Source organism: Dictyoglomus sp. (assembly GCA_025060475.1).
Taxonomy (GTDB): domain Bacteria; phylum Dictyoglomota; class Dictyoglomia; order Dictyoglomales; family Dictyoglomaceae; genus NZ13-RE01.
Window position 1 is genome coordinate 15,227 of record JANXBZ010000011.1, and the last position, 24,869, is coordinate 40,095.

General features: G+C 30.7%; 23 protein-coding genes, 1 tRNA gene and 1 riboswitch. Of the genes, 23 read left to right on the forward strand and 1 reads right to left on the reverse strand.

What is annotated here, in order from left to right; genetic code table 11:
- Nucleotides 1-54: 54 nt before the first annotated feature.
- A complete protein-coding gene (gene ppcA, locus NZ841_06930) occupies nucleotides 55-1,515 on the forward strand; it encodes a phosphoenolpyruvate carboxylase (GenBank protein MCS7202492.1) in 1,461 nt (486 codons plus the stop codon).
- 121 nt (nucleotides 1,516-1,636) lie between these two features.
- Nucleotides 1,637-1,731, forward strand: a tRNA-Ser gene (locus tag NZ841_06935).
- Nucleotides 1,732-1,735: 4 nt separating this feature from the next.
- On the opposite strand, the gene NZ841_06940 is transcribed toward NZ841_06935, so the two are convergent.
- Nucleotides 1,736-3,145 (reverse strand): FGGY family carbohydrate kinase, encoded by a 1,410-nt coding sequence (locus NZ841_06940; GenBank protein MCS7202493.1) that lies wholly within the window; start codon nucleotides 3,143-3,145, stop codon nucleotides 1,736-1,738.
- A 48-nt stretch (nucleotides 3,146-3,193) separates the two neighbouring features.
- Nucleotides 3,194-3,295: riboswitch (purine riboswitch) on the forward strand.
- Nucleotides 3,296-3,431: 136 nt separating this feature from the next.
- On the opposite strand from NZ841_06940, the gene purB reads away from it, so the two are divergent.
- The 21 genes from purB to NZ841_07045 all read left to right on the forward strand — a co-directional run bounded on the left by purB (nucleotide 3,432) and on the right by NZ841_07045 (nucleotide 24,473).
- The gene (purB, locus tag NZ841_06945) at nucleotides 3,432-4,766 is read left to right on the forward strand and encodes an adenylosuccinate lyase (protein ID MCS7202494.1); all 1,335 of its coding nucleotides are present in this window, start codon (nucleotides 3,432-3,434) and stop codon (nucleotides 4,764-4,766) included.
- Nucleotides 4,747-5,007, forward strand: a complete 261-nt coding sequence (gene purS / locus NZ841_06950; protein MCS7202495.1) for a phosphoribosylformylglycinamidine synthase subunit PurS — start codon at nucleotides 4,747-4,749, stop codon at nucleotides 5,005-5,007. Before purB ends, purS begins: the two co-directional genes overlap by 20 nt.
- Nucleotides 4,998-5,675 carry a phosphoribosylformylglycinamidine synthase I gene (gene purQ, locus NZ841_06955; protein MCS7202496.1) on the forward strand — a complete coding sequence of 226 codons (678 nt, stop codon included), beginning with the start codon at nucleotides 4,998-5,000 and terminating at the stop codon, nucleotides 5,673-5,675. The genes purS and purQ overlap by 10 nt, the downstream gene beginning before the upstream one ends.
- Before the next feature lie 11 nt (nucleotides 5,676-5,686).
- A complete protein-coding gene (gene purL, locus NZ841_06960; GenBank protein ID MCS7202497.1) occupies nucleotides 5,687-7,822 on the forward strand; it encodes a phosphoribosylformylglycinamidine synthase subunit PurL in 2,136 nt (711 codons plus the stop codon).
- Nucleotides 7,823-7,824: 2 nt separating this feature from the next.
- Nucleotides 7,825-9,219, forward strand: a complete 1,395-nt coding sequence (purF, locus tag NZ841_06965) for an amidophosphoribosyltransferase (GenBank protein ID MCS7202498.1) — start codon at nucleotides 7,825-7,827, stop codon at nucleotides 9,217-9,219.
- Nucleotides 9,159-10,217 (forward strand): phosphoribosylformylglycinamidine cyclo-ligase, encoded by a 1,059-nt coding sequence (gene purM / locus NZ841_06970; protein ID MCS7202499.1) that lies wholly within the window; start codon nucleotides 9,159-9,161, stop codon nucleotides 10,215-10,217. The genes purF and purM overlap by 61 nt, the downstream gene beginning before the upstream one ends.
- A complete protein-coding gene (gene purN / locus NZ841_06975; protein MCS7202500.1) occupies nucleotides 10,214-10,861 on the forward strand; it encodes a phosphoribosylglycinamide formyltransferase in 648 nt (215 codons plus the stop codon). Before purM ends, purN begins: the two co-directional genes overlap by 4 nt.
- A complete protein-coding gene (gene purD / locus NZ841_06980; protein ID MCS7202501.1) occupies nucleotides 10,830-12,077 on the forward strand; it encodes a phosphoribosylamine--glycine ligase in 1,248 nt (415 codons plus the stop codon). Before purN ends, purD begins: the two co-directional genes overlap by 32 nt.
- A gap of 109 nt (nucleotides 12,078-12,186) precedes the next feature.
- On the forward strand, nucleotides 12,187-12,627 hold the full coding sequence (gene speD / locus NZ841_06985; GenBank protein ID MCS7202502.1) for an adenosylmethionine decarboxylase: 441 nt from the start codon (nucleotides 12,187-12,189) through the stop codon (nucleotides 12,625-12,627).
- Nucleotides 12,614-13,498: an agmatinase gene (speB, locus tag NZ841_06990; protein ID MCS7202503.1), complete on the forward strand. Its 885-nt coding sequence runs from the start codon at nucleotides 12,614-12,616 to the stop codon at nucleotides 13,496-13,498. The genes speD and speB overlap by 14 nt, the downstream gene beginning before the upstream one ends.
- Entirely contained in the window at nucleotides 13,495-14,634 is a 1,140-nt protein-coding gene (gene wecB / locus NZ841_06995; protein ID MCS7202504.1) for a UDP-N-acetylglucosamine 2-epimerase (non-hydrolyzing), read from the forward strand. The genes speB and wecB overlap by 4 nt, the downstream gene beginning before the upstream one ends.
- Nucleotides 14,627-15,328 carry a ComF family protein gene (locus NZ841_07000; GenBank protein ID MCS7202505.1) on the forward strand — a complete coding sequence of 234 codons (702 nt, stop codon included), beginning with the start codon at nucleotides 14,627-14,629 and terminating at the stop codon, nucleotides 15,326-15,328. Before wecB ends, NZ841_07000 begins: the two co-directional genes overlap by 8 nt.
- Nucleotides 15,329-15,343: 15 nt before the next feature.
- A complete protein-coding gene (gene raiA / locus NZ841_07005; protein MCS7202506.1) occupies nucleotides 15,344-15,880 on the forward strand; it encodes a ribosome-associated translation inhibitor RaiA in 537 nt (178 codons plus the stop codon).
- Entirely contained in the window at nucleotides 15,880-18,348 is a 2,469-nt protein-coding gene (gene secA / locus NZ841_07010) for a preprotein translocase subunit SecA (GenBank protein ID MCS7202507.1), read from the forward strand. The genes raiA and secA overlap by 1 nt, the downstream gene beginning before the upstream one ends.
- A gap of 2 nt (nucleotides 18,349-18,350) precedes the next feature.
- A protein-coding gene (gene prfB, locus NZ841_07015; GenBank protein ID MCS7202508.1) for a peptide chain release factor 2 occupies nucleotides 18,351-19,467 on the forward strand; the annotation gives its coding sequence in 2 pieces (ribosomal slippage) (nucleotides 18,351-18,428 and nucleotides 18,430-19,467; 1,116 coding nt in all).
- A gap of 1 nt (nucleotide 19,468) precedes the next feature.
- Nucleotides 19,469-20,473, forward strand: coding sequence for a polysaccharide pyruvyl transferase CsaB (gene csaB / locus NZ841_07020; GenBank protein MCS7202509.1), 1,005 nt, complete (start codon nucleotides 19,469-19,471; stop codon nucleotides 20,471-20,473).
- Complete coding sequence (locus tag NZ841_07025) at nucleotides 20,470-21,195, forward strand: WecB/TagA/CpsF family glycosyltransferase (GenBank protein MCS7202510.1); 726 nt, start codon at nucleotides 20,470-20,472, stop codon at nucleotides 21,193-21,195. Before csaB ends, NZ841_07025 begins: the two co-directional genes overlap by 4 nt.
- A 5-nt stretch (nucleotides 21,196-21,200) precedes the next feature.
- Nucleotides 21,201-22,040 (forward strand): YitT family protein, encoded by an 840-nt coding sequence (locus tag NZ841_07030; protein MCS7202511.1) that lies wholly within the window; start codon nucleotides 21,201-21,203, stop codon nucleotides 22,038-22,040.
- Nucleotides 22,037-22,615, forward strand: a complete 579-nt coding sequence (locus tag NZ841_07035) for a Maf family protein (protein MCS7202512.1) — start codon at nucleotides 22,037-22,039, stop codon at nucleotides 22,613-22,615. Before NZ841_07030 ends, NZ841_07035 begins: the two co-directional genes overlap by 4 nt.
- Before the next feature lie 26 nt (nucleotides 22,616-22,641).
- Nucleotides 22,642-23,685 (forward strand): rod shape-determining protein, encoded by a 1,044-nt coding sequence (locus NZ841_07040; GenBank protein ID MCS7202513.1) that lies wholly within the window; start codon nucleotides 22,642-22,644, stop codon nucleotides 23,683-23,685.
- A gap of 2 nt (nucleotides 23,686-23,687) precedes the next feature.
- Complete coding sequence (locus NZ841_07045; protein MCS7202514.1) at nucleotides 23,688-24,473, forward strand: rod shape-determining protein MreC; 786 nt, start codon at nucleotides 23,688-23,690, stop codon at nucleotides 24,471-24,473.
- Nucleotides 24,474-24,869 lie beyond the last annotated feature (396 nt).

Genomic DNA, 24,869 nt, shown 5'->3' on the forward strand with positions numbered 1-24,869 from the left:
ACTTTTTATAAGCTATACTATAATTATTCTGAAAAAATTTAGTGGGGTGAAATGATGGAAATAAAAATACCTAAATGTATGAGTACTCAACATCCTGATAATGTGACAACTCCCTTTTTTTCTGAAAGTCCAGAAATTGGTGGAGATGATGAAATAACAGAAGCTTATTACGCTTTTTCTCATTTAGGTTGTGACGAGCAAATGTGGGATTGTGAAGGAAAAGAGGTGGATAATTTTGTTGTTAAAAAGTTATTAACTCGTTATGATTCTTTCTTTTCGGAAAATGTTCTTGGTAAGGATGTTTTTATAACCTTAAGAGTACCAAATCCATTATTTGAAAGAGATGAGGCAAAAATACTAATTGAAACTCTTGAAAGTATACCTCGATCTTACGATACTGCAAGAATTTTTTATCAGAAAGATATAGCTCCTATCTTTGAGATTATACTTCCTTTAACCACTTCTGCAACTTGTCTTAATAGAATATACTGGTATTATCGAGATTTTGTCTATGGAAAGCAATATATCAAATTTAGAAATGATGATTGTACTATAGCAGAATGGATAGGAGATTTTAACCCTAGTGATATTCATATTATACCTCTTTTTGAAGATTGGGATCATATATTAATTGCAGATCAAATTGTAAAAGAGTTTCTAAGAGATAAAGATTTTAAATATATAAGAGTATTCTTTGCAAGATCTGATCCTGCAATGAATTATGGAATGATAAGTGCAGTATTGTTAAATAAAATAGCTCTTCAAAGAATGTATAAACTTTCTGAAGAAATTGGAGTTGAAATTTATCCAATTATAGGGGTAGGATCTGCACCTTTTAGGGGTAATATGAAACCCTCTACCGTTGAAAGAATTCTTAAGGAATATCCAAGTGCTCATACTTTTACAATTCAATCTGCATTTAAGTATGATAATTCTCCTGATGAAGTAAGGGAAGCTATTAAGAAAATACGCTCTCGTTCTAAAGGTTTACCTCATATGGTAGATGAGGAAAGAGCTCTTGAAATAATGAAAAAATATACTCAAGCATATAGAGGACATATTAAGAATCTTGCTAACTTAATAAATGAAGTAGCTAAATACGTGCCCAAAAGAAGAAGAAGAAAATTGCATGTAGGACTTTTTGGGTATCCCCGAGAAGTTGAAGGTATAAAACTTCCACGAGTGATTACTTTTACTGCAGCTTTATACTCTATTGGTATACCACCTGAGGTTTTGGGGTTAGAGGTTTTAGATAAAGAAGATATAAGATTTTTAAAGACCGTTTATGTAAATTTTGAGGAAGATATCTTTGATGCTCTTAGTTATCTTGATATAGAAAATAATTATTTGCCTGAGGAAATTAGAAAAAGTGTTCATAAACTTGACTTTTCTTCTTTCAATATAGAGCACATCAAAATTTCTAGAAAAATTATAGAATTCCTTAAAGATGGAAAATATGATAATGTTCAGGAAGAGGTTCTAAGAGCTGCTTATCTTAGAAAATTCTTAGGATAAGTTTTATAGATAATAATATCATTTCCTGTGCTTGTTCTGACAAGAATTTGAAATAAGTGATGGAATCCAACATAGAAAATTGTTGCCAACTATCTTCCATAATGATATAATTCTTTCGAAAGGAGAGGTGGCCGAGTCGGCTTAAGGCAGCCGCCTGCTAAGCGGTTGTACGGGCAAAAACCCGTACCGTGGGTTCGAATCCCACCCTCTCCGCCATCTTTTAGAAGTTTTCTATAAAAATCTTATTTACTAACTCTTTATATTTTTCAAATTTTTCTTGATATAATCTAGATTTAAAACTAGGAAGTATTTTATCAAATTCGTTGACTAAAAAATATTTTTGAAATTCTTGAGGAAATACTCTTTTTGCTACCAAATAGGCAGTACCTTTACTTGTTAATTCCCTGTCTTTTGATATTAATAAGGGAATACTTAAAATATTACTCTTCAATTCTAACAAATTCTTATATCTTGTCATTCCCCCACAAACAATAATTTTTTCTATGGGAAAACCTAAACCTCTTAACTCTTCAATAATGATTTTAGTTTCAAAAAATAAACCTTCCCATATAGCCTTTTTAAGTTCAGAAATCTCAGTATTTATATCAATTCCATAGAATACCCCTTTTGTATTAGGATTAGGAAAAGGAATGTTTCTTCCTAAAATATAAGGAAAGAAAAATATATTTGTAGGTTTATCAAAACTCCGAGGAATATTCCATTTTAATTTTTCCTTGATCCAATTCCTTATACCTCCTGAAAAATGAATTCCTGCGATAAGATAATAATTTTCTTTAAAGATATAACCTACAGAAAAACCTTTCTTTCCAATATCTTTGTTTAAAAGAGGAAAAGGGATAGATAAGAATAAAGCTTCAGCAGTACCCCACGAATCTAAAAGAACTTTATAAGATAAAGATAAAGAGATACTACCTATAGGGTGATCATGTCCACCTAAGATAACAGGAACAGCTGGGAGAGAGTATTTTTCTTGCCAAGAAGGTAATATTTCTCCTATTATATTCCCAGCAAAGTTAATGCAAGGAAGTAGAGAAATATCTAAATTGCATAGATCAATGATCTCTTTCGACCAGGTCTTATTTTTTATATCAAATAACAACATTCTACTTGCAAGAGTATAGTCTGTTATGAAATTTCCTGTTAAAAGATAATTTAAATAATCAACCACATTTAACCACTTATATCTCTTTTTCCAGATATCTTTTAAGTTTTCTTTAACCCAAAGAATTTTTGCTAAAGAGTATTTTGGAGATATTTTTAATCCTGTAATTTCAAATATCCTATCTTTACCTATTTTTTCTAATATCTTAATCTCTTTTTCTCCTCGTATATCCAACCATGAAAATATATCTGTTAATGGATTTCCGTGATAATCAATTAGAAGGCCTGATTCTCCCATTCCTGAGATAGCTATTCCTACAAGTTTTTTTCTTCGATTTTCTAAGATTTCGAAAGTTTTATCTAAGTAATTTTTTAGTATAAACGGAGATATAGAATAATCTTTATTAAAAGGAGTAGGAAAAAATTTTTTAAAGATGATTTTTCCTTCTCTATTCCAAAGAAAGATTTTAAAGTTTGTTGTTCCCAGATCTATAGTTAAAATATACATAACTATGTAGATTATACAATAAACTCAAAATTGACACAGCAAATTTTTCTTTTTATACTATAATTGTCTCGTATAGTCCCAAGGATAAGGCTTGGGAGTTTCTACCAGGCAACCGTAAATTGCCTGACTACGAGTGGAAGAGTCCCTTAGGGCTCATTCAGAGTCCAAGCGGGACTGGCAAGACTTGTTAGTCTTGCTACACCGAAGGGATAAAAACCCAGGCGGGTAGGTTCCCTCGTATGAGTCCTACCTTCCTGGGTTTTAAAATTTATAATGGGGTGAAAGAATGCTAGATAGATATTGCAGAAAGGAATTAAAAGAAATTTGGTCTGATGAGAATAGATATAGTCTTTGGCTTAAAGTAGAGTTAGCCTTTTTGAAGGCGCGTGCTTTTTATGGAGAGATTCCTACAGAAATAGTAGAAGACATAGAAAAAAAAGCAAAATTTTCTGTCGAAGAAATAAGAGAAATAGAAAAAGAAACAAATCATGAAGTAATAGCCTTTTTGAGTAATGTTTCTCAATATGTAGGGAAAGGCTCTGAATATATCCATCAGGGTCTAACTTCCTCAGATATTATGGATACAGCTTTTTCCTTACAAATTCTCTCTTCCTTAAGTTATATTGAACAAGATATTCTAATTCTTTTAGATATTCTAAAAGAGAAAGCATTAGAATATAAAGATCTTCCCATGATTGGAAGAACTCATGGGATGCATGCTGAACCTATAACTTTGGGTTTTAAATTTTTAGGTTGGTGGTCAGAATTAGAAAGAGATTTAGAAAGACTTAAAAGAGCAAGAGAAAATATAAGATTTGGTAAATTTTCAGGAGTTGTAGGAACTTTAGCTCATATAGAACCAAAAGTTGAGGTAAAAGCTTGTGAAATTTTAGGACTTAAACCCGAACCAGTAGCAACCCAAGTTATTCCTAGAGATAGACATGCAGAAGTTATGTATAGTTTAGCAATGCTTGCTACTACTCTAGAAAGAATTGCTCAAGAAATAAGACATTTGCAGAGAACTGAAGTAGGTGAATTAGAAGAACCTTTCAGAGAAAAACAAAAAGGATCTTCTGCTATGCCTCATAAGAGGAATCCTATATTATCTGAAAGAATATGTGGTTTGGCAAGAGTAATAAGAGGGTATTTAATAACTGCCTTAGAAAATATTCCCCTCTGGCATGAAAGAGATATAAGTCATTCTTCTGCGGAAAGAGTTATTTTCCCTGATGCTACTTCTTTATTAGATTATCTTTTAAATCTTATGATTAATATTATAAAGGATCTAAAGATTAATAAAGAAAAAATATGGAAAAATTTAGAAATGAACCAAGGAGTGTTTTATTCACAAAATCTTTTAATTGCCTTAACAGAAAAAGGGATTCCAAGAGACATTGCATATTCTTGGATTCAAGAAGATTCCTTTAGATCAATGAATGATAATATTTCTTTTAAAGAGGTAGTATTAAAAGATGAGAGAATAATAAATAAATTATCTAAGGAAGAAATAGAAAAATGTTTCTCTTTAGATATTTTTTTAAAGAATATAGACATAATTTATAATAGAGTTTGGAATACCAAAAGATTGGAGGAAGAAAATCTTGGGGAAATGGTGGGTTAAATTAGAAATATTTTTAAAAGAAGGAATCCTAGATCCTCAAGGTAATACTATTAATTCTGCACTTCACTCTCTGGGTTTTGAGGAAGTAGAGGAGGTTCGTATGGGAAAAATTTTGAAACTTAAGATGGAAGGGGAAACTGAAGAAGAAGTTAGAGATAAAGTAAAAAGAATGAGCGAAATTTTTTTAGCAAATCCTGTAACAGAGAATTTTGAGATCAAGGTAGAAAAGATATGCGAGTAGGTATTGTAGTTTTTCCAGGAACAAATTGTGATTATGATACCTTCTGGGCTTTGAAGCTAGCTGGATTGAACCCTGTTTTTCTATGGCATAAAGAAAAAGACCTTAAAGATGTTTCCGCGGTAATTCTTCCTGGTGGATTTTCTTACGGTGATTACTTAAGAGCCGGAGCTATCGCAAGATTTTCTCCATTAATTGATAGAATCTTTGAATTTGCAGAAAAAGGTGGTTTAGTTTTGGGAATATGTAATGGTTTTCAGATATTACTGGAAATGGGGCTTCTACCAGGTGCCATGCTTCCTAATGATACTAATACTTTTATATGTAAACCTGTTTATTTAAAAGTAGAAAATAATGATTCTCCCTTTTTAAGAAAATATCAAGTAGGCGAAATATTAAAGATGCCTATCGCTCATAAAGAAGGAAGATACTACATCCCTGAAAGAGATCTTTTAGCTTTAGAAAGGGAAGGACAAGTAGTGTTAAGATATGTGGGACCGAAAGGAGAGTCAGATTTAAAATTTAATCCTAATGGTTCAGTAAATAATATTGCTGGAATTGTAAATAAAAAAAGAAATGTTATGGGCTTAATGCCTCATCCTGAAAGAGCTGTAGAAAAATTATTGGGTAGTGATTCGGGTTTAAGGTTATTTTTATCCCTTTTAGATTAGGGGGTAATTACATGGGAATTCATGGATTAAAAGATGAAGAAATTCGACATGCGAGAAAATTATTAGGAAGAGAACCTAATGATATTGAATGGTCCGTGATTTCTGTCATTTGGTCGGAACATTGTAGTTATAAACATTCAAGAAAGTATTTAAGAAATTTTTTAACAAAAGCTAATTGGGTAGCTCAAGGTCCAGGAGAGAATGCAGGAGTAATAGAGTTAGGAGATGGTTACAAACTAGTCTTTAAAGTAGAAAGTCATAATCATCCTTCGGCGGTAGAACCTTTTCAAGGTGCAGCAACAGGAGTAGGTGGGATTGTAAGAGATATCTTGGCTTTAGGAGCAAGACCCATCGCACTATTAGATTCTTTAAGATTTGGACCTCAGGATAATTTAAGAAATAGATATCTATTTAATGGAGTTATATCTGGAATAAGTTTCTACGGTAATTGTATTGGAGTTCCTGTAGTGGGTGGAGAAATTTTCTTTGAAGAATGTTATAGCTCTAATCCTTTAGTAAATGTTATGTGTGTAGGAATAATTCCTCCAGAAGGAAAAATATATAAGGGGAAAGCAGAAGGTAAAGGGAATTTAATATTATTAGTAGGAGCAAGAACAGGTAGAGATGGAATTCATGGAGCAAGTTTTGCATCAGAAAAATTAGAAGAAGATATACATTCTCAAAGGCCATCAGTCCAAGTTGGGGATCCTTTTATGGAAAAACTTCTTATTGAAGCATGTTTAGAGGCTGGATCTTTAGATGGAGTTATTGGAATCCAAGATTTAGGTGCTGCAGGACTTGTTAGTGCTTTATCAGAATCTGCAAGTAGAGGAAAATCAGGGGTAGTGGTTTATTTGGATAAAGTCCCTCAAAGAGAAAGAAATATGACTCCTGAGGAGATTTTAATATCTGAATCTCAAGAAAGAATGATTCTTGTTGTTAAGCCAGAAGAGATTGAAAAAATTAAAAAGGTTTTTCAAAAATGGGATTTAGAGGCAGAAGTTATTGGAGAGGTAATAGAAGAAGAAAAATTTATTGCTTATTTTAAAGGTGAAAAGATTGTAGATCTACCTATAAGTTTGTTGACAAAAGATTCTTTAGAGTTTGATCCTATATATAAAATCCCAGAAAAAACTTACATGCCAATTTTACCTAAAAATAATGAAAAGATTGAAAAATTTATTGATAAATTGATACAAGATATTAAAATTAAAGAATATATTTATCATCAATATGATTATTCTGTCCAGACAAATACTGTGCTTCCTCCTGGAAAAGGAGATTCTGCTGTATTAAGGATTAAAAACACAAGAATAGCGATAGCACTAACTATAGATGGAAATGGAAGATACTGCTATCTAGATCCTAAAATGGGAGCTATGTATGCAGTCTCGGAGGCTTGTAGAAATATACTTTGTGTTGGAGGAAGGCCATTGGCAATAACGGATGGTCTTAACTTTGGAGATCCTGATGATCCTGAAGTTTTCTATCAATTTAGAGCAGTAGTTTCTGGAATTAATCTTTCATCAAGGGTTTTAGAGATTCCTATAGTTAGTGGTAATGTAAGTTTTTATAATGGTCAAGGAGAAAATAAAGTATTTCCTACCCCAATAATTGGAATGGTAGGAATATTAGAAGATATCAGCTATTTAATTACTCCTGATTTCAAAGAGGAAGGAAATTTGATTTATCTTTTAGGAGACTTAGACTGGTTATCTTTAGAGGGAAGTGAATATGTTAAATACTCTTATAATATTACCGCAGGAAGTCCCCCATATGTGGATCTTACCTGGGAAAAGAGATTAAAAAATTTTATGGAAGAAATTAGAAAAGAGAGAATAATTCTTTCTGCCCACGATGTGAGTGAAGGTGGGCTTCTAAATACTCTTTTAGAAATGAGTTTTTGGGGAGAGAAAGGAATAGATATTAAACTTCCAAAAGTTGAGGATTATGAAAGACTTCTTTTTGGAGAAGGGTCAGGTTTAATAATTGTTGAAGTTTCTAGAGAAAATAAAGATTATTTTACTAAAGAAACAGAAAAATATGGATTAAAAACTTATTTATTAGGAAGAGTAGTAAAAGATATTTTTAAGATTGAGCCTTATATTGATTATCCCCTTAAAAAAATATTAGAAAGAGGGAAATAATAATGAGAGATAGATTTAAAGAAGAGTGTGGTATTGTAGGGGTTATAGCTCCAAATAAAAGTGATTATGCTAGTTTTTTAGTTTATCAGGGTTTATTTAATTTACAACATCGAGGACAAGAAAGCGTAGGAATTGTAAGTTTTAAAGGTTCAGAACTGATGTATCATAAAGACTTTGGTTTAGTAAATAATGTTTTTAATGAAGAGATAATTAAAAAATTAAAAGGAAGAATTGCCATAGGACATGTAAGATATTCCACTTCTGGTAAGAATAATCCTAATAATATTCAACCTTTAATCGTAAATTTTCCTAAATTTGGTTTTCTAGCTTTAGCCCATAATGGTCATATTTCTAATGCTAATTCTTTAAGAAAAAAACTTGAAGAAGAAGGAGCTATTTTCCAAAGTACTTCTGATACCGAAGTAATTATTCATCTTCTTGCTCGTTCTTCTAAAATTACTTTAGAGGAAAAACTTAGAGATGCTTTAGACAAAATAAACGGAAGTTATTCTTTGATAATAGGAACTAGTAAAGGAGTCTGGGCTATAAAAGATCCCTATGGTTTTAGACCTCTTTTTATGGCAAAACTTAGGGATGGAGCAATAATATTTGCATCAGAAACTTGTGCCTTTAAACACCTTCAAGTGATAGAGATAAAAGAATTAGATAGAGGAGAGATGTTTTTTGTAGATTTAGAAGGAAATATTATAGAAAAAGTTTATAAAAAGAAAGAATCAAGATTTTGTCTATTTGAATTTATATATTTCTCACGACCTGATAGTTTGTATAATAATAAAACAGTCTATAATTATAGAAGAAATATGGGAAGAGTTTTAGCAAGAGAATCTTATGTTCCTGCAGATTTAGTTATTCCTGTTCCTGACTCAGGAATACCTGCAGCTATCGGATTTAGTGAATATAGCAAGATACCTTTAGAAATGGCTTTAGTAAGAAGTCACTATATAGGAAGAACTTTTATTCAGCCCAAGCAAAAAGAAAGGGAAGAAGCAGTAAGGATGAAAATTCTCTTAATAGGAGATATTATTAAAAATAAAAGGATAATATTAGTTGATGATTCCTTGGTTAGAGGTACTACTGCGAAAAGATTAGCAGAAATGTTTAGAAGAGAGGGAGCTTTAGAAGTTCATCTCAGACTTTCATCTCCTCCTATAGTTTCTCCATGTCATTATGGGGTAGACATTCCTAGTTCAAAGGAATTAGTAAGTCATTACTATACTCCAGAAGAGATAGCAAGACTTTTAGGCTTTGATTCTGTAGCTTTTTTAAGTCTTGAAGGATTAGTAAGTATTTTACCTGATAAAGGATATTGTGGAGAATGTTTTGGAAGGAAAGTGGTGAAAAGGAAAATATGCCTAAAAGAGTTACATACAGTTTAGCTGGTGTGCATATAAGCAAAGTTGAAAAGAGCCTTTCCTGTTTAAAGCCCTACTTTGAGTCTACTTATACTTCAAATGTTATTCCCTTTTGGAATGGCTTTTCTTCAGTGTTAAGAATTGATTGGAAGAATTATAAAAATCCACTCATTCTTCTAACTACAGATGGGGTTGGAACTAAATTAAAGCTTGCTCTTAGAAAGAAAAGATATGATACCATAGGTCAAGATTTAGTAGCCATGAATATAAATGATCTTTTAACATGTGGAGCAAAACCTATCGCCTTTTTAGATTATTTTGCTACTGGAAGAATTGACGAGGAAGTTTATCAAAATATTTTAATAAGTATTTCAAAGGCATGTAAGGCAGTGGAGTGTAGTTTTGTAGGAGGAGAAACAGCGGAATTACCAGGAATATACAAAGGAAAGGACTTAGATCTTGCTGGTTTTGCGATAGGAATTGTGGAAGAAGAGGATTTATTGCCTAAGTTAAATGATATAAATGAAGATTGCAAATTGATTGGAATCTCTTCTTCAGGGTTACATAGTAATGGATTTTCTCTTTTAAGATATATTATGAAAAAGAAAAAATTGTCATGGAAAAATAAGATAGGAGAAATAACTATAGAGGAAGAAGTTTTAAAACCAACAAAACTTTATTCTCCAATTATTCTTCCTTTATTAAAAATATTCAAAAATTCTATTAAAGGAATAGCTCACATAACAGGAGGGGGAATACCAGGAAATCTCCCAAGAATTCTTCCAAAAGGATATGGCGCATTGATTGATAGTTCTTCTTGGGAAATACCGGAGATTTTTTTATGGATTATTAAAAAAGGAAATTTATCTAAGAAAGAAGCCTTTAAAGTTTTTAATATGGGAATTGGACTTATTTTAGTTGTAAAAGATGAAAAGGAAATTATAAAATCTTTAAAAAATCAAGGAGAGAATGCTTTTTTAATTGGCAAAGTTGAAAAATGGGAGGGAATTAAAATTATTTGAAAAAAAGATTAGGAGTTCTTGTATCAGGAAGAGGTACTAATCTTCAAGCTTTAATAAATGCAGGAAAGAAGAAAGAATATCCGGCAGAAGTAGTAGTAGTTATTAGTGATAATCCTAATGCTTATGCTATAACTCGTGCAAAAAAAGCCCAAATTCCAGTCTATGTAGTCCAAAGAGAAGAATATAAAACCAAAAGAGAATATGAAGAGAAAATTAAGGAAATTCTTATATCTTATAGAGTAGATCTTGTTGTTCTCGCAGGATATATGAGAATTGTAGGTAAAGTTCTTCTTTCTGCTTTTCCTATGAAGATAATAAATATTCATCCTTCTCTTCTCCCATCCTTTCCTGGTCTTAATGCTCAAAAGCAAGCATTGGAATATGGGGTGAAATTTTCAGGATGTACAGTTCATTTTGTAGATGAAGGAATAGACACAGGGCCAATTATTGGCCAAAAAGTTGTTCCTGTCTATGACTATGATACTCCTGAATCTTTAGCGGAAAGAATATTAAAAAAAGAACATAAACTTTTAGTAGAAGTTATTAGGAAATTACTTACTGAAGAATATAAATTAGAAGGAAGAAGAGTGATTTTTATTAGAAAAAAGGAGGATGAAAAACATGAAGGTTCTTGTGGTAGGTAATGGAGCACGGGAACATGCTATAGTTTGGAAATTAAAACAAGATAAAAACGTTAGTGAAATTTATGCTCTTCCAGGAAATGCAGGAATTTCTCAAATTGCAAAATGTATTGAAGAGAGAGTAGATAATGTCCAAAAAATAGTAGATATTGCTTTAGAGTACAAAGTTGATTGGACTGTGGTAGGACCAGAATTGCCTCTTTCTCTTGGTATTGTAGATGCTTTTGAAGATAAGGGTTTGAAAATTTGGGGTCCTAATAAAGAAGGAGCTAAGTTAGAATATAGTAAGGCTTTTGCTAAAGAAATTATGAAAGAATCTAAAATTCCCACAGCAGAATTTAAAATATTTGATTCCTTTTCTTCTGCGGAACAATTTATCAAAAAGGCTTCATATCCTTTGGTAATTAAAGCTGATGGACTTTGTGGAGGAAAAGGGGTTAAAATTGCGGAATCTTATGAATCCGCTATTAGAATTCTGAGTGAATATATGATTGATAAGATTTTTGGAACTGCAGGAGAAAAAGTAGTTATTGAAGAATATCTTGAAGGAAAGGAGTTTTCATTAATAGCAATAATTAAAAATGGGAATTTTTATTTTTTACCGCCTGCTCAAGACTATAAAAGAGTAGGGGAGGGAAATACAGGAGAAAATACAGGAGGAATGGGGGCTTTTTCTCCTATTCCGTGGATTAATGAGGAAATATTAAAGAAATGTGAAAAAAATATTTTTTATCCTTTATTGGATGAATTAGACAAAAGAAAAATAAATTACCAAGGCTTTTTATATGCAGGTCTAATCTTGGTTAAAAATGATCCGTATGTTTTGGAATTTAATGTTCGTTTAGGTGATCCTGAGGCACAAGTAATTTTACCTCTTTTAGATTTTAATTTTACTGATATTCTTTATAATACTAGTTTTCCTTGGTCTTTAGATAAAAAAGCATTATGTGTCGTATTAGCGTCTAAGGGATATCCTGGTAATTATGAGATTGGAAAAGAAATAGATTTTAAGAACATAGATTTTAAAGATTTGTATATATTCCATGCAGGGACAATTAAAAAGAACGGAAAAATAGTAACCTCTTCTGGAAGAGTTCTTTCTGTTACAGCATGGGGAGAAGACTTCAAAGAGATTCGAGAAAGGGTATATACTGCAATAGAGAGTATACATTTTGAAAATAAATATTACAGAAGAGATATCGGGGTTGAGCTTATCTAAATAAACAAATAACCTTTAAGAAAAAAGTTAATTCTCTTAGAGGAAAACTTCTATCCCCTTTGTAAGCAAAAATTATTGACAGGGATAGGGGTTTGATGTATATTTAGTTTTGAATTTTTTAAGGAAAGGAGTTAAAAGAGAAGAAAAAATGTTGGGACCGCATGTTGTTTTAGATTTCTATGGATGTCCCAAAGAATTATTAGAAGATATTGACTATATCTATGAAATTTTAGATGAACTTCCTGAAAAAATTGGTATGCATAAAATTATGCCACCATACGTAATGAAATATTTTCCAGATGAAGAACCAATGGACTGGGGAATCTCGGGAGTCGTCTTAATTGCGGAAAGCCACATAACCATTCATACCTGGCCCGAATTAAAATATACAAGTATAGATATTTTTTCCTGCAAAGCCTTTGATATTGAAAAGGCTAAAAAATTATTGGAAACAAAATTTAAACCAGAAAAGATAGAATGGGAAGTATTAGTTAGAGGTAAAGAATTTCCATCGCATCTATTAAAAAGAGGAAAATATGGAACAAGTTAAATCAACTCCTTCTTTTGCTGGCTTACCAAATATTTCTTTTGAAGAGGCTCAGGTAATTATTATTCCTATTTCTTATGAAGTTACTACTTCATATAAAAAAGGAACAAGAGACGGCCCCATAGCAATTCTTAATTCATCATATAATATAGAATTATATGATGAAGAACTAGATACGATCCCTGCAGAAATAGGGATTTATACTTATCCTGAGCCTCTTCTTCCAATTGGAGATTTGAAACTTCCTCTAGAGTGTATAAAGGAAATTGCTAGTAAAATAATTGATTCAAAAAAATTCCCTATATTTTTAGGAGGAGAACATACAATAACTCGAGGAATTCTCTCCGCATATATAGAAAAATTTTTTACCGATGATCTAAGTGTTTTGCATTTAGATGCTCATTGCGATTTAAGAGAGGAGTATGAAGGTACTTCCTACCATCATGCTTGTGCATTAAGAATGGTAGCAGAAAAGTTGCCATTGATTCAAGTGGGGATAAGAAGTCTTTCAAAAGAAGAGAAAGAATTCATAAATGGAAAAGATAATATAAAAATATTTTGGAATTGGGAAATAAAAAAAAATAATAACTGGATAGAAGAAGTAATTACATCTCTAAAAGATAAAGTTTATATAACCTTGGATTTGGATGTATTTGATCCTTCTATAATGCCTTCTGTAGGAACACCTGAACCTGGGGGTTTAGATTGGTGGGATGTTTTGGAATTATTAAGAAAGGTATTTGAGAAAAAGAAAGTTTTAGGTGTAGATATAGTTGAGTTATCTCCTATCCCCGGATTAGTATATCCTGATTATTTAGTTTCAAGACTAATATATAAAATAGTGGGTTATTATCGAGTTTTTCAAAAGAAATGATTAAAATTTCTTTAGTATTTGGAACAAGACCTGAAGCCATAAAAATGGCCCCTGTAGCGTATGCCCTTAAAAATTCCCAGTTTTTTGAAACTCAGATTATTCTAACAGCTCAACATAGAGAATTATTAGATCAAGTGATGGATTTATTTAAGCTTACTTCAGATTATGATTTAAATATTATGGAGGAAGGGCAATCTCTAACAGATATAACTATCAGAGTATTAAAAGGACTTGATAAGATTTGGAATAAAGATAAACCAGATATGATATTAGTTCATGGGGATACAACTACAACTTTTTCTGCAAGTCTATCTGCCTTTTATAAAAAGATTCCTATAGCTCATGTAGAGGCAGGCCTTAGAACATATAATAAATATCAGCCTTATCCTGAAGAAATGAATAGACGTTTAACAGGAATTTTAGCAGATTTACACTTTGCTCCTACAAAAACTGCAAAAGAAAATCTATTAAAAGAAAATGTTCCTAAAGAAAATATTTTTATAACAGGAAATACAGTAATAGATGCTTTTTTGTATACCTATAAAAATTTAGGAGATTTTAAACCTAGGAATATAAATCTTCTAGATGGAAAAATGATTCTTGTTACAGCTCATAGAAGAGAAAATTGGGGGGAGCCTTTAAAAAATATAGCTTTAGCTTTAAAAGAAATTTTAGAAAATTTTCCTGATGTTTATATAGTTTTTCCAATGCATCCTAATCCTATTATAGGAAAAGCATTCTTACCTATTTTAGGTGATAGTAAGAGAGCAATTCTTACTTCTCCTGTTGATTATAGAACTATGGTATATTTAATTGCAAATTCTTATATAATTCTTTCTGATTCAGGAGGGATTCAAGAGGAAGCTCCTTCCTTAGGAAAACCTGTTCTTGTATTAAGAGAAGTAACAGAAAGACCCGAAGCTGTGAAAGCGGGAACAGTAAAATTAGTAGGAACAAATAAAGATAATATTGTAAAGGAGTTATCAGAACTTCTTGAAAATGAAGAATCTTATAGAAAAATGTCTTCGGCAATAAATCCTTATGGTGATGGAAAAGCAAGTTTAAGAATAGTAGAGATTTTAAAATATTATTTTAAGCTTTCCTCCTCTATTCCTGAAGAATTTAAAGGTGAGTAATTTATATATTTTGAAAGAGATATTATTGGAATTATTTTTCCCTTCTAAATGTGTATTTTGTGGGGTTTATTTAGAAGGATATATTTGTCCTAAGTGTATTAATAAATTAAATTTTGCAAGAAATTTCTGTATATTCTGCGGAGTTCCCCTTACATCTTTAGAAAATATTTGTTATAATTGTAAAAAAGAAGAAAGGATAATAGATGGATTAGAATTATTAGGATACTATAAAGAAAGATGGGAAATTTTAATTCAGAAATTCAAATTTGAAAATAAACCTTACTTAGCAAAAACCTTTGCTTATTTAGGAAAAGAAAAAATTAAAAAAAGAGATTGGCATATAGATTTTATTACTTACGTTCCCATGGAGAGAAGAAAAGAGTTAAAAAGAGGATTTAATCAAGCAGAAATTTTAGCTAGATTTTTAGGAAGAGAACTTAATATTAAAGTTATTAATATATTAATTCAGAAAAAACCTATTTTGGAACAAAAATCTCTTGAATATAAAGAAAGAATTAAAAATGTAAAGGACGCATATAAAATGAATTCAGGGATAAATATTGAGGGAAGAAATATTCTTTTAGTTGATGATGTCTATACTACTGGGGCTACACTAAAAGAATGTGCTAAGGAACTTAAAAAGGGAAAGGCAAGTAAAGTTTTTTCCTTTGTAATATGTAAAACTTTGATTTAATAAGGAGGTTTAATTATGCAGATTAATATTACAGGAAAGAATATATCCCTTTCTCAAACAATGCAAGATTATGTAGAAAAAAAGATATCAAAATTATCAAGATTTTTTGATCATATTTCTCATATTGAAGTAGTATTAAAAGAGGAAGATAGAAAAGATGTTGGGAAAAGTCATATAGTTGAGGTTACTTTAGATGTTAATGGTACTATAATTAAGGCATCAGAGGAAAATCAAAATTTTAGGGCATGTATTGATTTAGTAGTTGATAAATTGGAAAGCCAATTAAAAAAATATAAGGAAAAGTTAATTGAAAGGGGAAGAAGAGGACCGAGTATTCGTGAAATTTTAGCTACAGAGGAAGAATCTAAGCCTAAAGTTGTAAAAGTGAAAAAATTTGGACTTAAACCCATGGATATTGAAGAAGCAATTTTGCAAATGGAAATGCTTGGCCATGACTTTTTTCTATATTTAGATGCTGAGACTAATAAAATGTCTTTATTGTATAAGAGAAAAGACGGAAATTACGGACTGATAATTGCTGAGGAGGAATAATGGGATTTTTTTCAAAATTATTTGATTCCAATGCTAAAACTCTAAAAAAATTAGAAGATTATGTAAAAAGAATAAATGCTTTGGAACCTGAAATTTCTAAACTTTCTGATGAAGAGCTAAGTAAAAAAACTCAGGAATTTAAAACCAAATTAGAGAGAGGTGCAACATTGGATGATCTATTGATAGAGGCTTTTGCAGTAGTAAGAGAGACTGCAAAAAGAAAAGTTGGAATGCGTCCCTTTGATGTTCAGTTAATGGGAGGAATTGTTCTTCATCAAGGAAAAATTGCAGAGATGCAAACAGGTGAAGGAAAAACTTTAGTTGCTACTATGCCTGCTTATCTTAATGCCTTAGAAGGTAAAGGAGTTCATATAGTAACTGTAAATGATTATCTAGCAAAGAGAGATAGATACTGGATGGGACCAATATATGAGTTTTTAGGTTTAAATGTAGGACTTCTTCAACATGATACACCTATTTTAGAAAGAAAGAAGGCTTATAATGCAGATATTACTTATGGTACAAATAATGAGTTTGGATTTGACTATCTAAGAGATAATATAGCCCTTTCTCCAGATCATATAGTTCAAAGGACTTTAAATTATGCCATCGTAGATGAGGTAGACAGTATTTTAATCGATGAGGCAAGAACACCATTAATAATCTCGGGTCCTTCCCAGGGTAATAGTCAAATTTATAAACTTGCAATAAGAGCCGCAAGATATCTTGAAAAAGATAAAGACTATTTAGTTGATGAAAAGTCTAAAACAGTATCCTTAACTGATGAAGGATTGAGAAAAGCTGAAAAATTTTTAGGTATAAAAGATTTATATGATTTTGAACATATGAATTTAGCTCATGCTCTTCTTCAGTGTTTAAAGGCTCTTAATTTATTTCATAAAGATAGGGATTATATTGTTAAAGATGGAGAAGTAATAATTGTTGACGAATTTACAGGAAGATTAATGTTTGGAAGAAGATATAGTGATGGTCTTCATCAGGCTATCGAAGCAAAGGAAGGTGTAAGAATCAAAGATGAAAATATTACTTTGGCAACTATATCGATTCAAAACTATTTTAGAATGTATAAAAAACTTGCAGGAATGACAGGAACAGCAGCAACAGAAGAGGAAGAATTTGTAAAAATATATGGATTAGAGGTCGTAGTTATTCCTCCAAATAAGCCTTTAATTAGAACTAATTATCCCGATGTAATCTATAAAACTGAGAAAGAAAAATTTGAAGCTGTGGTTAAAGAGATAGAAGAATTGTATAAAATTGGAAGACCTGTGCTTGTTGGTACTACATCTATAGAAAAATCAGAGAAATTGAGTCAAATGTTAAAGAAAAAGGGTATCCCTCATAATGTATTAAATGCTAAATATCATGAAAAGGAAGCATATATTGTGGCTCAAGCAGGAAGATATAAAGCTGTTACTATTGCCACAAACATGGCAGGAAGAGGAACAGATATACTTCTTGGAGGAAATCCAGAGATGCTTGCAAAACAAGAAGTAGATCCCGAAAAGGATAGGGAAAAGTATCTAAAGAAACTTGAAGAATATAAAAAAATATGTGAAGAAGAAAGGAAAAAAGTTGTAGAATTAGGTGGTCTACATGTTATTGGTACAGAGAGACATGAAAGCAGAAGAATAGATAATCAGTTAAGAGGAAGAGCAGGAAGACAAGGTGATCCTGGATCTTCTCGTTTTTATCTATCCCTTGAAGATGATCTTTTAAGACTTTTTGGAGGGGAACAGATTAAAAATTTAATGTCAAGATTAGGAATGGAAGATGGACAGCCTATAGAATCTCCTCTTTTAACAAGAATTATTGAGAATAGTCAAGCAAAGGTTGAAAAGATGAATTTTGAAATTAGAAAGCAACTTCTAGAGTATGATGATGTACTAAATAAACAAAGAGAGATAGTCTATAGTGAAAGAAGAAAGATTTTATTAAATGAAAATCTAGATGAACTTGTAAGAAATATTTTAGATAGAGTAATGGAGAGATTTTTTAATGGGTTAATGTATGAAGATAAAAATTTATGGGATAAATTATTTATAAATCTTTACGGATTTCTACCCAAAAATTGGAAAGAAATTATTAATAAGAACGATGAAAAAGAGATACTCGAAGAATTAAGAATAAAAATACTTGAAAGATTTGAAGAGAGAAAAAAAGAGTTTGGTAAAGATTTGTGGGATCAAATTCAAAGATTAGTCTTATTGTATATTATAGATAAGCTTTGGATTGAACATCTTAACGATATGGATACTTTAAAAGAAGGAATTGGGTTGAGAGCAATAGCACATCATGATCCATTAGTAGAGTATAAAAAGGAAGCTTATGAAATGTTTCAAAATATGGTGCATACATTTGAATGGGAAAGCATAAGGTACTTATTTAATATTCATGTTACTCAAGACAAAACATCAAAGTCTATGAATAAGGGAAGGAGGTATTAAATATGGCAATATCTTCTATAGAATTAGAGAATACATATCAAGAGTTAATTTCAAAATTTGAACAACTAAGAGGTTATCTTTGATATAGACAAAGAGGAAGAAGAACTGAAAATCTTAGAAGACAAAATCTCCAAAGAAAGTTGGCACGATCCAGAAAAGCTTAAAGATTTGACAACAAAATATAAAAGACTTAAAGAAAGATTAGAAAAGTGGTACTTTTTAGAAAAAGAAATAAAAGAACTCGCAGAATGGAAAGAACTTATAGAAGAAGGAGAAGAATATAAAAATGAATTTTCTATCAGATTAAAAAATTGTGAGAAATTACTTAAATCTTTTGAACTAGATTCTATCCTTCAAGATCCTCATGATAAAGTAAATGCTATCTTATCCCTTCATGCGGGAACAGGAGGTACCGATGCTCAGGACTGGACTGAAATTCTTTTAAGAATGTATATAAGATGGGCAGAGAAGAAAAATTTTAAGGTTAAAATTATTGATATATCTCAGGGAGAAGAAGCAGGGATAAAGAGTGCTACTTTATTGATTGAGGGTGAAAATGCATATGGTTATTTAAAAAGTGAGAAAGGAGTGCATAGATTAGTAAGAATTTCTCCTTTTGACGCAAATCATAGAAGGCATACATCTTTTGCTCTAGTAGAAGTAATACCAGAACTTCCTGATAGCAAAGTTGAAATAAAACCAGAAGACTTGAAAATAGAAACTTTCAGAGCAGGTGGGGCAGGGGGGCAACATGTGAATAAAGTAGAGTCTGCAGTAAGAATTACTCATATTCCCACAGGAATAGTTGTTCAATGCCAAAATGAAAGGTCTCAACATGCTAATAAGGAAATGGCTTTGAGAATTTTAAAGGCGAGATTAGAAGAATTAGAAGAAAAGAAAAGAAGGGAACAAATACAAGCTTTAAAAGGAGAAGTTCAGGAGATAAGCTGGGGAAATCAGATAAGATCTTATGTCTTTCATCCATATACTCTGGTGAAGGATCATAGAACAGGATTGGAAATTGGTAATATTCAAGGGGTAATTGATGGAGACTTAGATCCCTTCATTGAAGCTTATCTTTATAAAGAATGGCAGAAGTTAAAAGGGTTTTCTAAATAACATGAAAAATATTTTGATTTTTGGATATTATGGAGAAAAAAACTTAGGCGACGAATTAATTTTAGAGAATCTTAGAGATTGTTTTGAAAAAAGATTTAATTTAGGTGTGCTCACTTCTAATAAAGATTATTATAAAAATTTAATTACCTTTCAGAAGTTTAAACCTTTGGAATTATTCAAAGGAATAAATTGGGCAGATATAATAATAGGAGGCGGAGGGGGGATATTCCAGGATAAAACAAGCTTAAGATCTCTTATTTATTATCTTTCTATCCTTTGGCTTTCCTTTTTAAAAGGAAAAAAAATATATCTCCTTGGACAAAGCTTTTCACCTTTTAAGTACGCTATAAGTAAGTATTTAGTGAAAATTTCTCTTCTATTATGTGAAAAAATATATTTAAGAGATAGTTTTTCTTTCAAATATTTGATTAACATTGGTATTCCAAGAGAAAAGCTTTATATAATTCCTGACATAGCATTTCTTTCAAAGTTTGAAAAACGAAGTTTAAATAAAAATTATGTAGGTGTAAATTTTAGACCTTGGAAAGGGATTAATATAAATGATCTTGAGAACATTTTAAAGAACCTAAAAAAAAATGAGAGAGTAATATTTTTTTCTTTTCAAGATTCTTTAGATTTAAAGTTTTTTAATAGTCTTTCTCAAGAAGCAAAAAAAGATATTGACGTTGTACCATATTTTGATGAAAATTTTATTGATAAATTTTCCTCTTGTAAATATTTTATTGGAATGCGTCTTCATTCGTTGATCTTAGCATCTATTTTCTATATCCCCTTTCTTGCAATATCCTACGATGAGAAGATAGAAGCATACTTGGAAGATTTAGGATGGAAATTTTATCTGAAAATTAATGACTTAGATCGATTTTTACCCTTATGGATTCAACTAAAAGAAGAGGATGGTTTAGACTTATACTTAAGATACAAAGTAGAGGATAAGAAAAAATCATTAAAAGAAGAACTTGAGAAACTTATGTCTCAGATATGAAAACAGTAAAAATTTTAGGAATTCCATTTACTTTTTTTGAAGATATAAAAGATTTTGAGAACAAAGTTATATCTTTTTTGAAAGAAGAAAAAGTACATTCTATTTTCACCCCAAATGCAGAAATGATTTCAATCTCAGAGAGAGATGATATATTTAAAGATATGTTAATAAATTCTGATTTAAATATTCCTGATGGTATAGGAATAATTCTTCTTGCTAAGAAATTTGGATATAAAAATTTAAGAAAACTTGCAGGAATTGATGCTATGAAATATATTCTTCATTTATCTATTAGAGAAAATATTCCTGTCTATTTTTTGGGTGCAAAGAAAGAAGTTTTAGAAGAATTGATAGATAGAATAAAAAAGGACTATAAAGGAATATCTATAGCGGGGTATCATCATGGATATTTTCTAAAAGATTCTCAAGAAAAGATTATAGAAGATATAAATAAATCTGGAGCTAAAATATTGTTTGTTGCATTAGGAGCTCCAAAACAAGAAATATGGATAAGCAAAAATAAGAATAAATTAAAAGTAAGAATAGCAATGGGAGTAGGGGGAAGTTTTGATGTTCTATCAGGAAAAAAAAGAAGAGCTCCTAAGATTTTTATAGATCTTGGTTTAGAGTGGTTATATAGGATTCTTCAAGATCCAATAAGATTGATAAGAAGGGCTCCTAATCTTTTTTATTTTTTGTATTTGTATATTATTAGGAGTTGACGTATATGTTTAAAAAGGCCATAGATTATCTAGGAATTTTTGTTGGAGTTCTCTTGGTTGCTATAAGTATTGTTGTTTTTTTAGCACCTAATAAGCTAGTGGGTGGAGGAGTTAGTGGTATTGCCATTATTCTTTTTCATACTCTTAAATTTCCTATTGGAGTTGTCATGATAATTTTGAATATACCGATATTTATTTCAGGAGTTAAAATATTAGGATTACATTTTGGAATAAAGACTTTTATAGGAACTTTGTTACTTTCTATCCTAATAGATATTTTTCAATTTTTTCCTCTTCCTTCTATAACTAATAACTTTTTAGCTACAGTCTACGGAGGTCTTATTGGAGGATTTGGTCTTGGAATTGTCTTTAAATATGGAGGATCAACAGGAGGAACAGACATTCTTGCTCAAATTCTTTCTCATTATTCTGGTTTAAATTTAGGTCAAGCTCTTTTATTAATTGATGGAATAATTGTTTTAATTGCAGGATTTATCTTTAATTTTGAATTAGCTCTGTATGCACTTTTAGTAATCCTTATTCAAGGATATGCAATTGATCTTGTACAACAAGGTCTTTCTTATACAAAAGCAGCTTTGGTATTTTCTGATAAACCAAGGGAACTTGGAGAAAAAATATTATATGATTTAGGAAGAGGAGTTACAATTCTCTATGGAATGGGACTTTACACGGGACAAGAAAAGGAGATATTATATTGCGTTGTTAGTCAATCGGAAGTTGGAAAACTAAAAGAAATAATTCATAAGAATGATCCTAAAGCCTTTGTTGTAATTTCACCAGCTCATGAAGTTTTAGGGGAGGGATTCAAATCTTTCAAAAAATGAAAAAGATCGTTCTTGCATCTAATTCTCCAAGAAGAGAATTTCTCTTGAAACTGATAGGTTTAGATTTTATTATTTATCCTAGTAATATTGAAGAAGATGAAGGAGAAGATAAAAAATCCCCAAAAGAGGTTGTTTTAAGAAATGCATTAGAAAAAGCAAAGGCTGTTTCCCAAGTTTTTAATTCTGCTATTATTATAAGTGCTGATACTATTGTTGTTTTAGATGGCAAAATATTAGGAAAACCTAAAGATAAAGAATCTGCTATTAATATGCTGAAAAAATTAAGAGGAAAAACTCATCAGGTTTTTACAGGAGTAGTTGTTTGGGAGACACCAGAAAATAGGTACTTTACAAGAGTTGTAAAAAGTTTAGTAAAAATGAGAAATTATTCCATGGAAGAAATTATAAATTATGTAGAAACAGGAGAACCTATGGATAAAGCTGGAGCTTATGGTATTCAAGGGAAGGGAGCACTTTTAATTGAAAAAATAGAAGGTGATTACTATAATATAGTTGGATTACCATTAGCCCCTTTATATTTACTTTTGAAAAAAGTAGGGGTTAGGATTTTTTAAAATAAACAAAGAAAGAAGGAGGAGTTATGGCTTTTAATTTTTTAGCAAATATATTCTCAAAGGATTTAGGAATTGATTTGGGAACTGCAAATACAGTAGTTTATGTTCGAGGAAAGGGAATAGTAATATTTGAACCTTCAATGGTTGCTATTAGAAGACAAGATAAGAAAGTTATTGCCGTTGGAGATGAAGCTAAAAAGATGCTGGGGAGAACGCCAGAAGAAATTATTACTTTAAGACCTTTAAAAGATGGAGTTATTGCAGATTTTGAGTCTGCTGAAAAAATGTTAAGATATTTTATTGAAAAAGCCCATAATAGAAGAGACTTTTTTGTTAGTCCTCGTATTGTTATAGGTATTCCGTCGGGAACTACTTCTGTAGAAAGAAGAGCAGTAATAGATACTGCGTATCAAGCAGGAGCAAGAGATGTTCTTTTAGTTACAGAACCTATGGCTGCAGCAATTGGAGCGAATATTCCTATATGGGAACCATCGGGCAATATTATTGTAGATATTGGTGGTGGAACTACAGAAATTGCAGTTATTTCGCTTGGAGGAATTGTGGTAAGTAGTTCTATAAAAATAGCGGGGGATGAGATGGATGAAGCTATTATACATTTTATAAGGAAAAAATATAGTCTTTATATTGGAGAGAGAACTGCAGAAGAGATAAAAATAAAATTAGGAAATGTTTATTTTGGGAACGAAAATAAAGAATATATGGAAGTAAAAGGTAGAGACCTTATAACTGGTGTTCCAAGAACTATAGAGCTTTCATCTACAGAAGTAAGAGATGCTCTAAGAGAAATTGTAAATATAATTGTCAATACTATAAGAGATACATTAGAAAAGACCCCACCTGAACTTGCAGCAGATATAATGGACAAGGGAATAGTTTTAACGGGGGGAGGAGCTCTTCTTAAAGGATTAGATGAATACATTTCTGAAGAACTGGGTGTTTATACTTTTGTAGCTGAAGAACCTTTGTATTGTGTGGTTAAAGGAACAGGAAAAATTATTGAAGAATACGAAAAATATAAACAGGTTCTTCCAAATTTGAGTAGCTATTAATAATGAATAAAAAAAAATTAAAGTGGCGAATTTTAGCATTAATATCTTTAATATTTCTGATCTCTTGGGGGGAAGGATTTTTAGAAGATGGGATATCTTATATACAAGGATATTTTTCAAACTTATTAATAAGTATAAGAGAGTTTAGAAAAAATTTATATGATTTTGTTACAATATATAAAAACTTGCAAAAAGAAAAAGAATATTGGCAAAAAGAAGCTGAAGGTTTATATAAAGAAAATGTTATCCTAAAACTTTCTCTAGAAAAAATAAAGAGACTTCAAGAGTTTTCATGGATAAAAAATTTTAAGATAGAAAATTATGAGTTAATTCCTGCTATTATAATCGGAAGAGACTTCTTGAGTTGGAACCTAAATTTTAGAATTAATAAAGGAAAACGGGATGGATTAAAGGAAAACATGCCAATAATTTATAAAGACCAGTTAATTGGGATAATTGAACACGTTGGTGAGAATTATTCTGAAATAAAGTCTATTTTTGATCCATCCTTTTCTGTAGGTGTAGTTATACCTGAAACAAAGGATCAAGGAGTTATAAAAGGTGCATTAGATTATATGGAAATATCATATTTATTTTCTGACAGTGGAATAGAGCGTGGATTCAATGTAATTACTTCAGGCATAGAGGGGTATGTTCCTTATGGTTTAAAGGTAGGATATATTACTGAAGTTGATAAAAATTCAAGTCACTTTTTGCCTAAAATAAAAGTTTTGCCTTTCTATGACCTCTCCAAATTAGAGGGGGTAGTAGTTTGCAAAAAGCTTTAGTTTTCATTCTTCCTCCTATCTTTTCCTTATTACAGGGTTTATTATCATTTGAGTACTTTAAGCCATATTTTTTGCTTTTGTTTTTTATATATCTCTCTTTAAAGGGAATTTTTAAAAGAGAGCTTCTTATATATTTTTCCTTTTGGGAATCAATTTTTTATTATAAACCTTTTTATTTTTCTTTAATATTTTGGATTATTTTAGAGGTTATAATGAATTTTTGGAAAAAAAGGCTTTTTCTCATTCATAAAAGCTTTTCTTTTGTTTTAGTAATTTTTTTTAGCTTGTTAACTTTGGTGTTTTGGAATTTCACTTCTTTTTTAAATTTCGGTATTTTTAGAAAATTTCTATTCTTTTCTTCGTCTAATCTAATAGCCTTTTTGCCTTTTTACCTAT

Excerpts from the sequence above, each read along its gene's own strand:
- ppcA (MCS7202492.1), top strand. The coding sequence starts at position 55 with ATGGAAATAAAAATACCTAAATGTATGAGTACTCAACATCCTGATAAT.
- NZ841_06940 (MCS7202493.1), bottom strand. The coding sequence starts at position 3,145 with ATGTATATTTTAACTATAGATCTGGGAACAACAAACTTTAAAATCTTT.
- purB (MCS7202494.1), top strand. The coding sequence starts at position 3,432 with ATGCTAGATAGATATTGCAGAAAGGAATTAAAAGAAATTTGGTCTGAT.
- purQ (MCS7202496.1), top strand. The coding sequence starts at position 4,998 with ATGCGAGTAGGTATTGTAGTTTTTCCAGGAACAAATTGTGATTATGAT.
- purL (MCS7202497.1), top strand. The coding sequence starts at position 5,687 with ATGGGAATTCATGGATTAAAAGATGAAGAAATTCGACATGCGAGAAAA.
- purF (MCS7202498.1), top strand. The coding sequence starts at position 7,825 with ATGAGAGATAGATTTAAAGAAGAGTGTGGTATTGTAGGGGTTATAGCT.
- purM (MCS7202499.1), top strand. The coding sequence starts at position 9,159 with ATGTTTTGGAAGGAAAGTGGTGAAAAGGAAAATATGCCTAAAAGAGTT.
- purD (MCS7202501.1), top strand. The coding sequence starts at position 10,830 with ATGAAAAACATGAAGGTTCTTGTGGTAGGTAATGGAGCACGGGAACAT.
- speB (MCS7202503.1), top strand. The coding sequence starts at position 12,614 with ATGGAACAAGTTAAATCAACTCCTTCTTTTGCTGGCTTACCAAATATT.
- wecB (MCS7202504.1), top strand. The coding sequence starts at position 13,495 with ATGATTAAAATTTCTTTAGTATTTGGAACAAGACCTGAAGCCATAAAA.
- raiA (MCS7202506.1), top strand. The coding sequence starts at position 15,344 with ATGCAGATTAATATTACAGGAAAGAATATATCCCTTTCTCAAACAATG.
- secA (MCS7202507.1), top strand. The coding sequence starts at position 15,880 with ATGGGATTTTTTTCAAAATTATTTGATTCCAATGCTAAAACTCTAAAA.
- csaB (MCS7202509.1), top strand. The coding sequence starts at position 19,469 with ATGAAAAATATTTTGATTTTTGGATATTATGGAGAAAAAAACTTAGGC.
- NZ841_07025 (MCS7202510.1), top strand. The coding sequence starts at position 20,470 with ATGAAAACAGTAAAAATTTTAGGAATTCCATTTACTTTTTTTGAAGAT.
- NZ841_07030 (MCS7202511.1), top strand. The coding sequence starts at position 21,201 with ATGTTTAAAAAGGCCATAGATTATCTAGGAATTTTTGTTGGAGTTCTC.
- NZ841_07035 (MCS7202512.1), top strand. The coding sequence starts at position 22,037 with ATGAAAAAGATCGTTCTTGCATCTAATTCTCCAAGAAGAGAATTTCTC.
- NZ841_07040 (MCS7202513.1), top strand. The coding sequence starts at position 22,642 with ATGGCTTTTAATTTTTTAGCAAATATATTCTCAAAGGATTTAGGAATT.
- NZ841_07045 (MCS7202514.1), top strand. The coding sequence starts at position 23,688 with ATGAATAAAAAAAAATTAAAGTGGCGAATTTTAGCATTAATATCTTTA.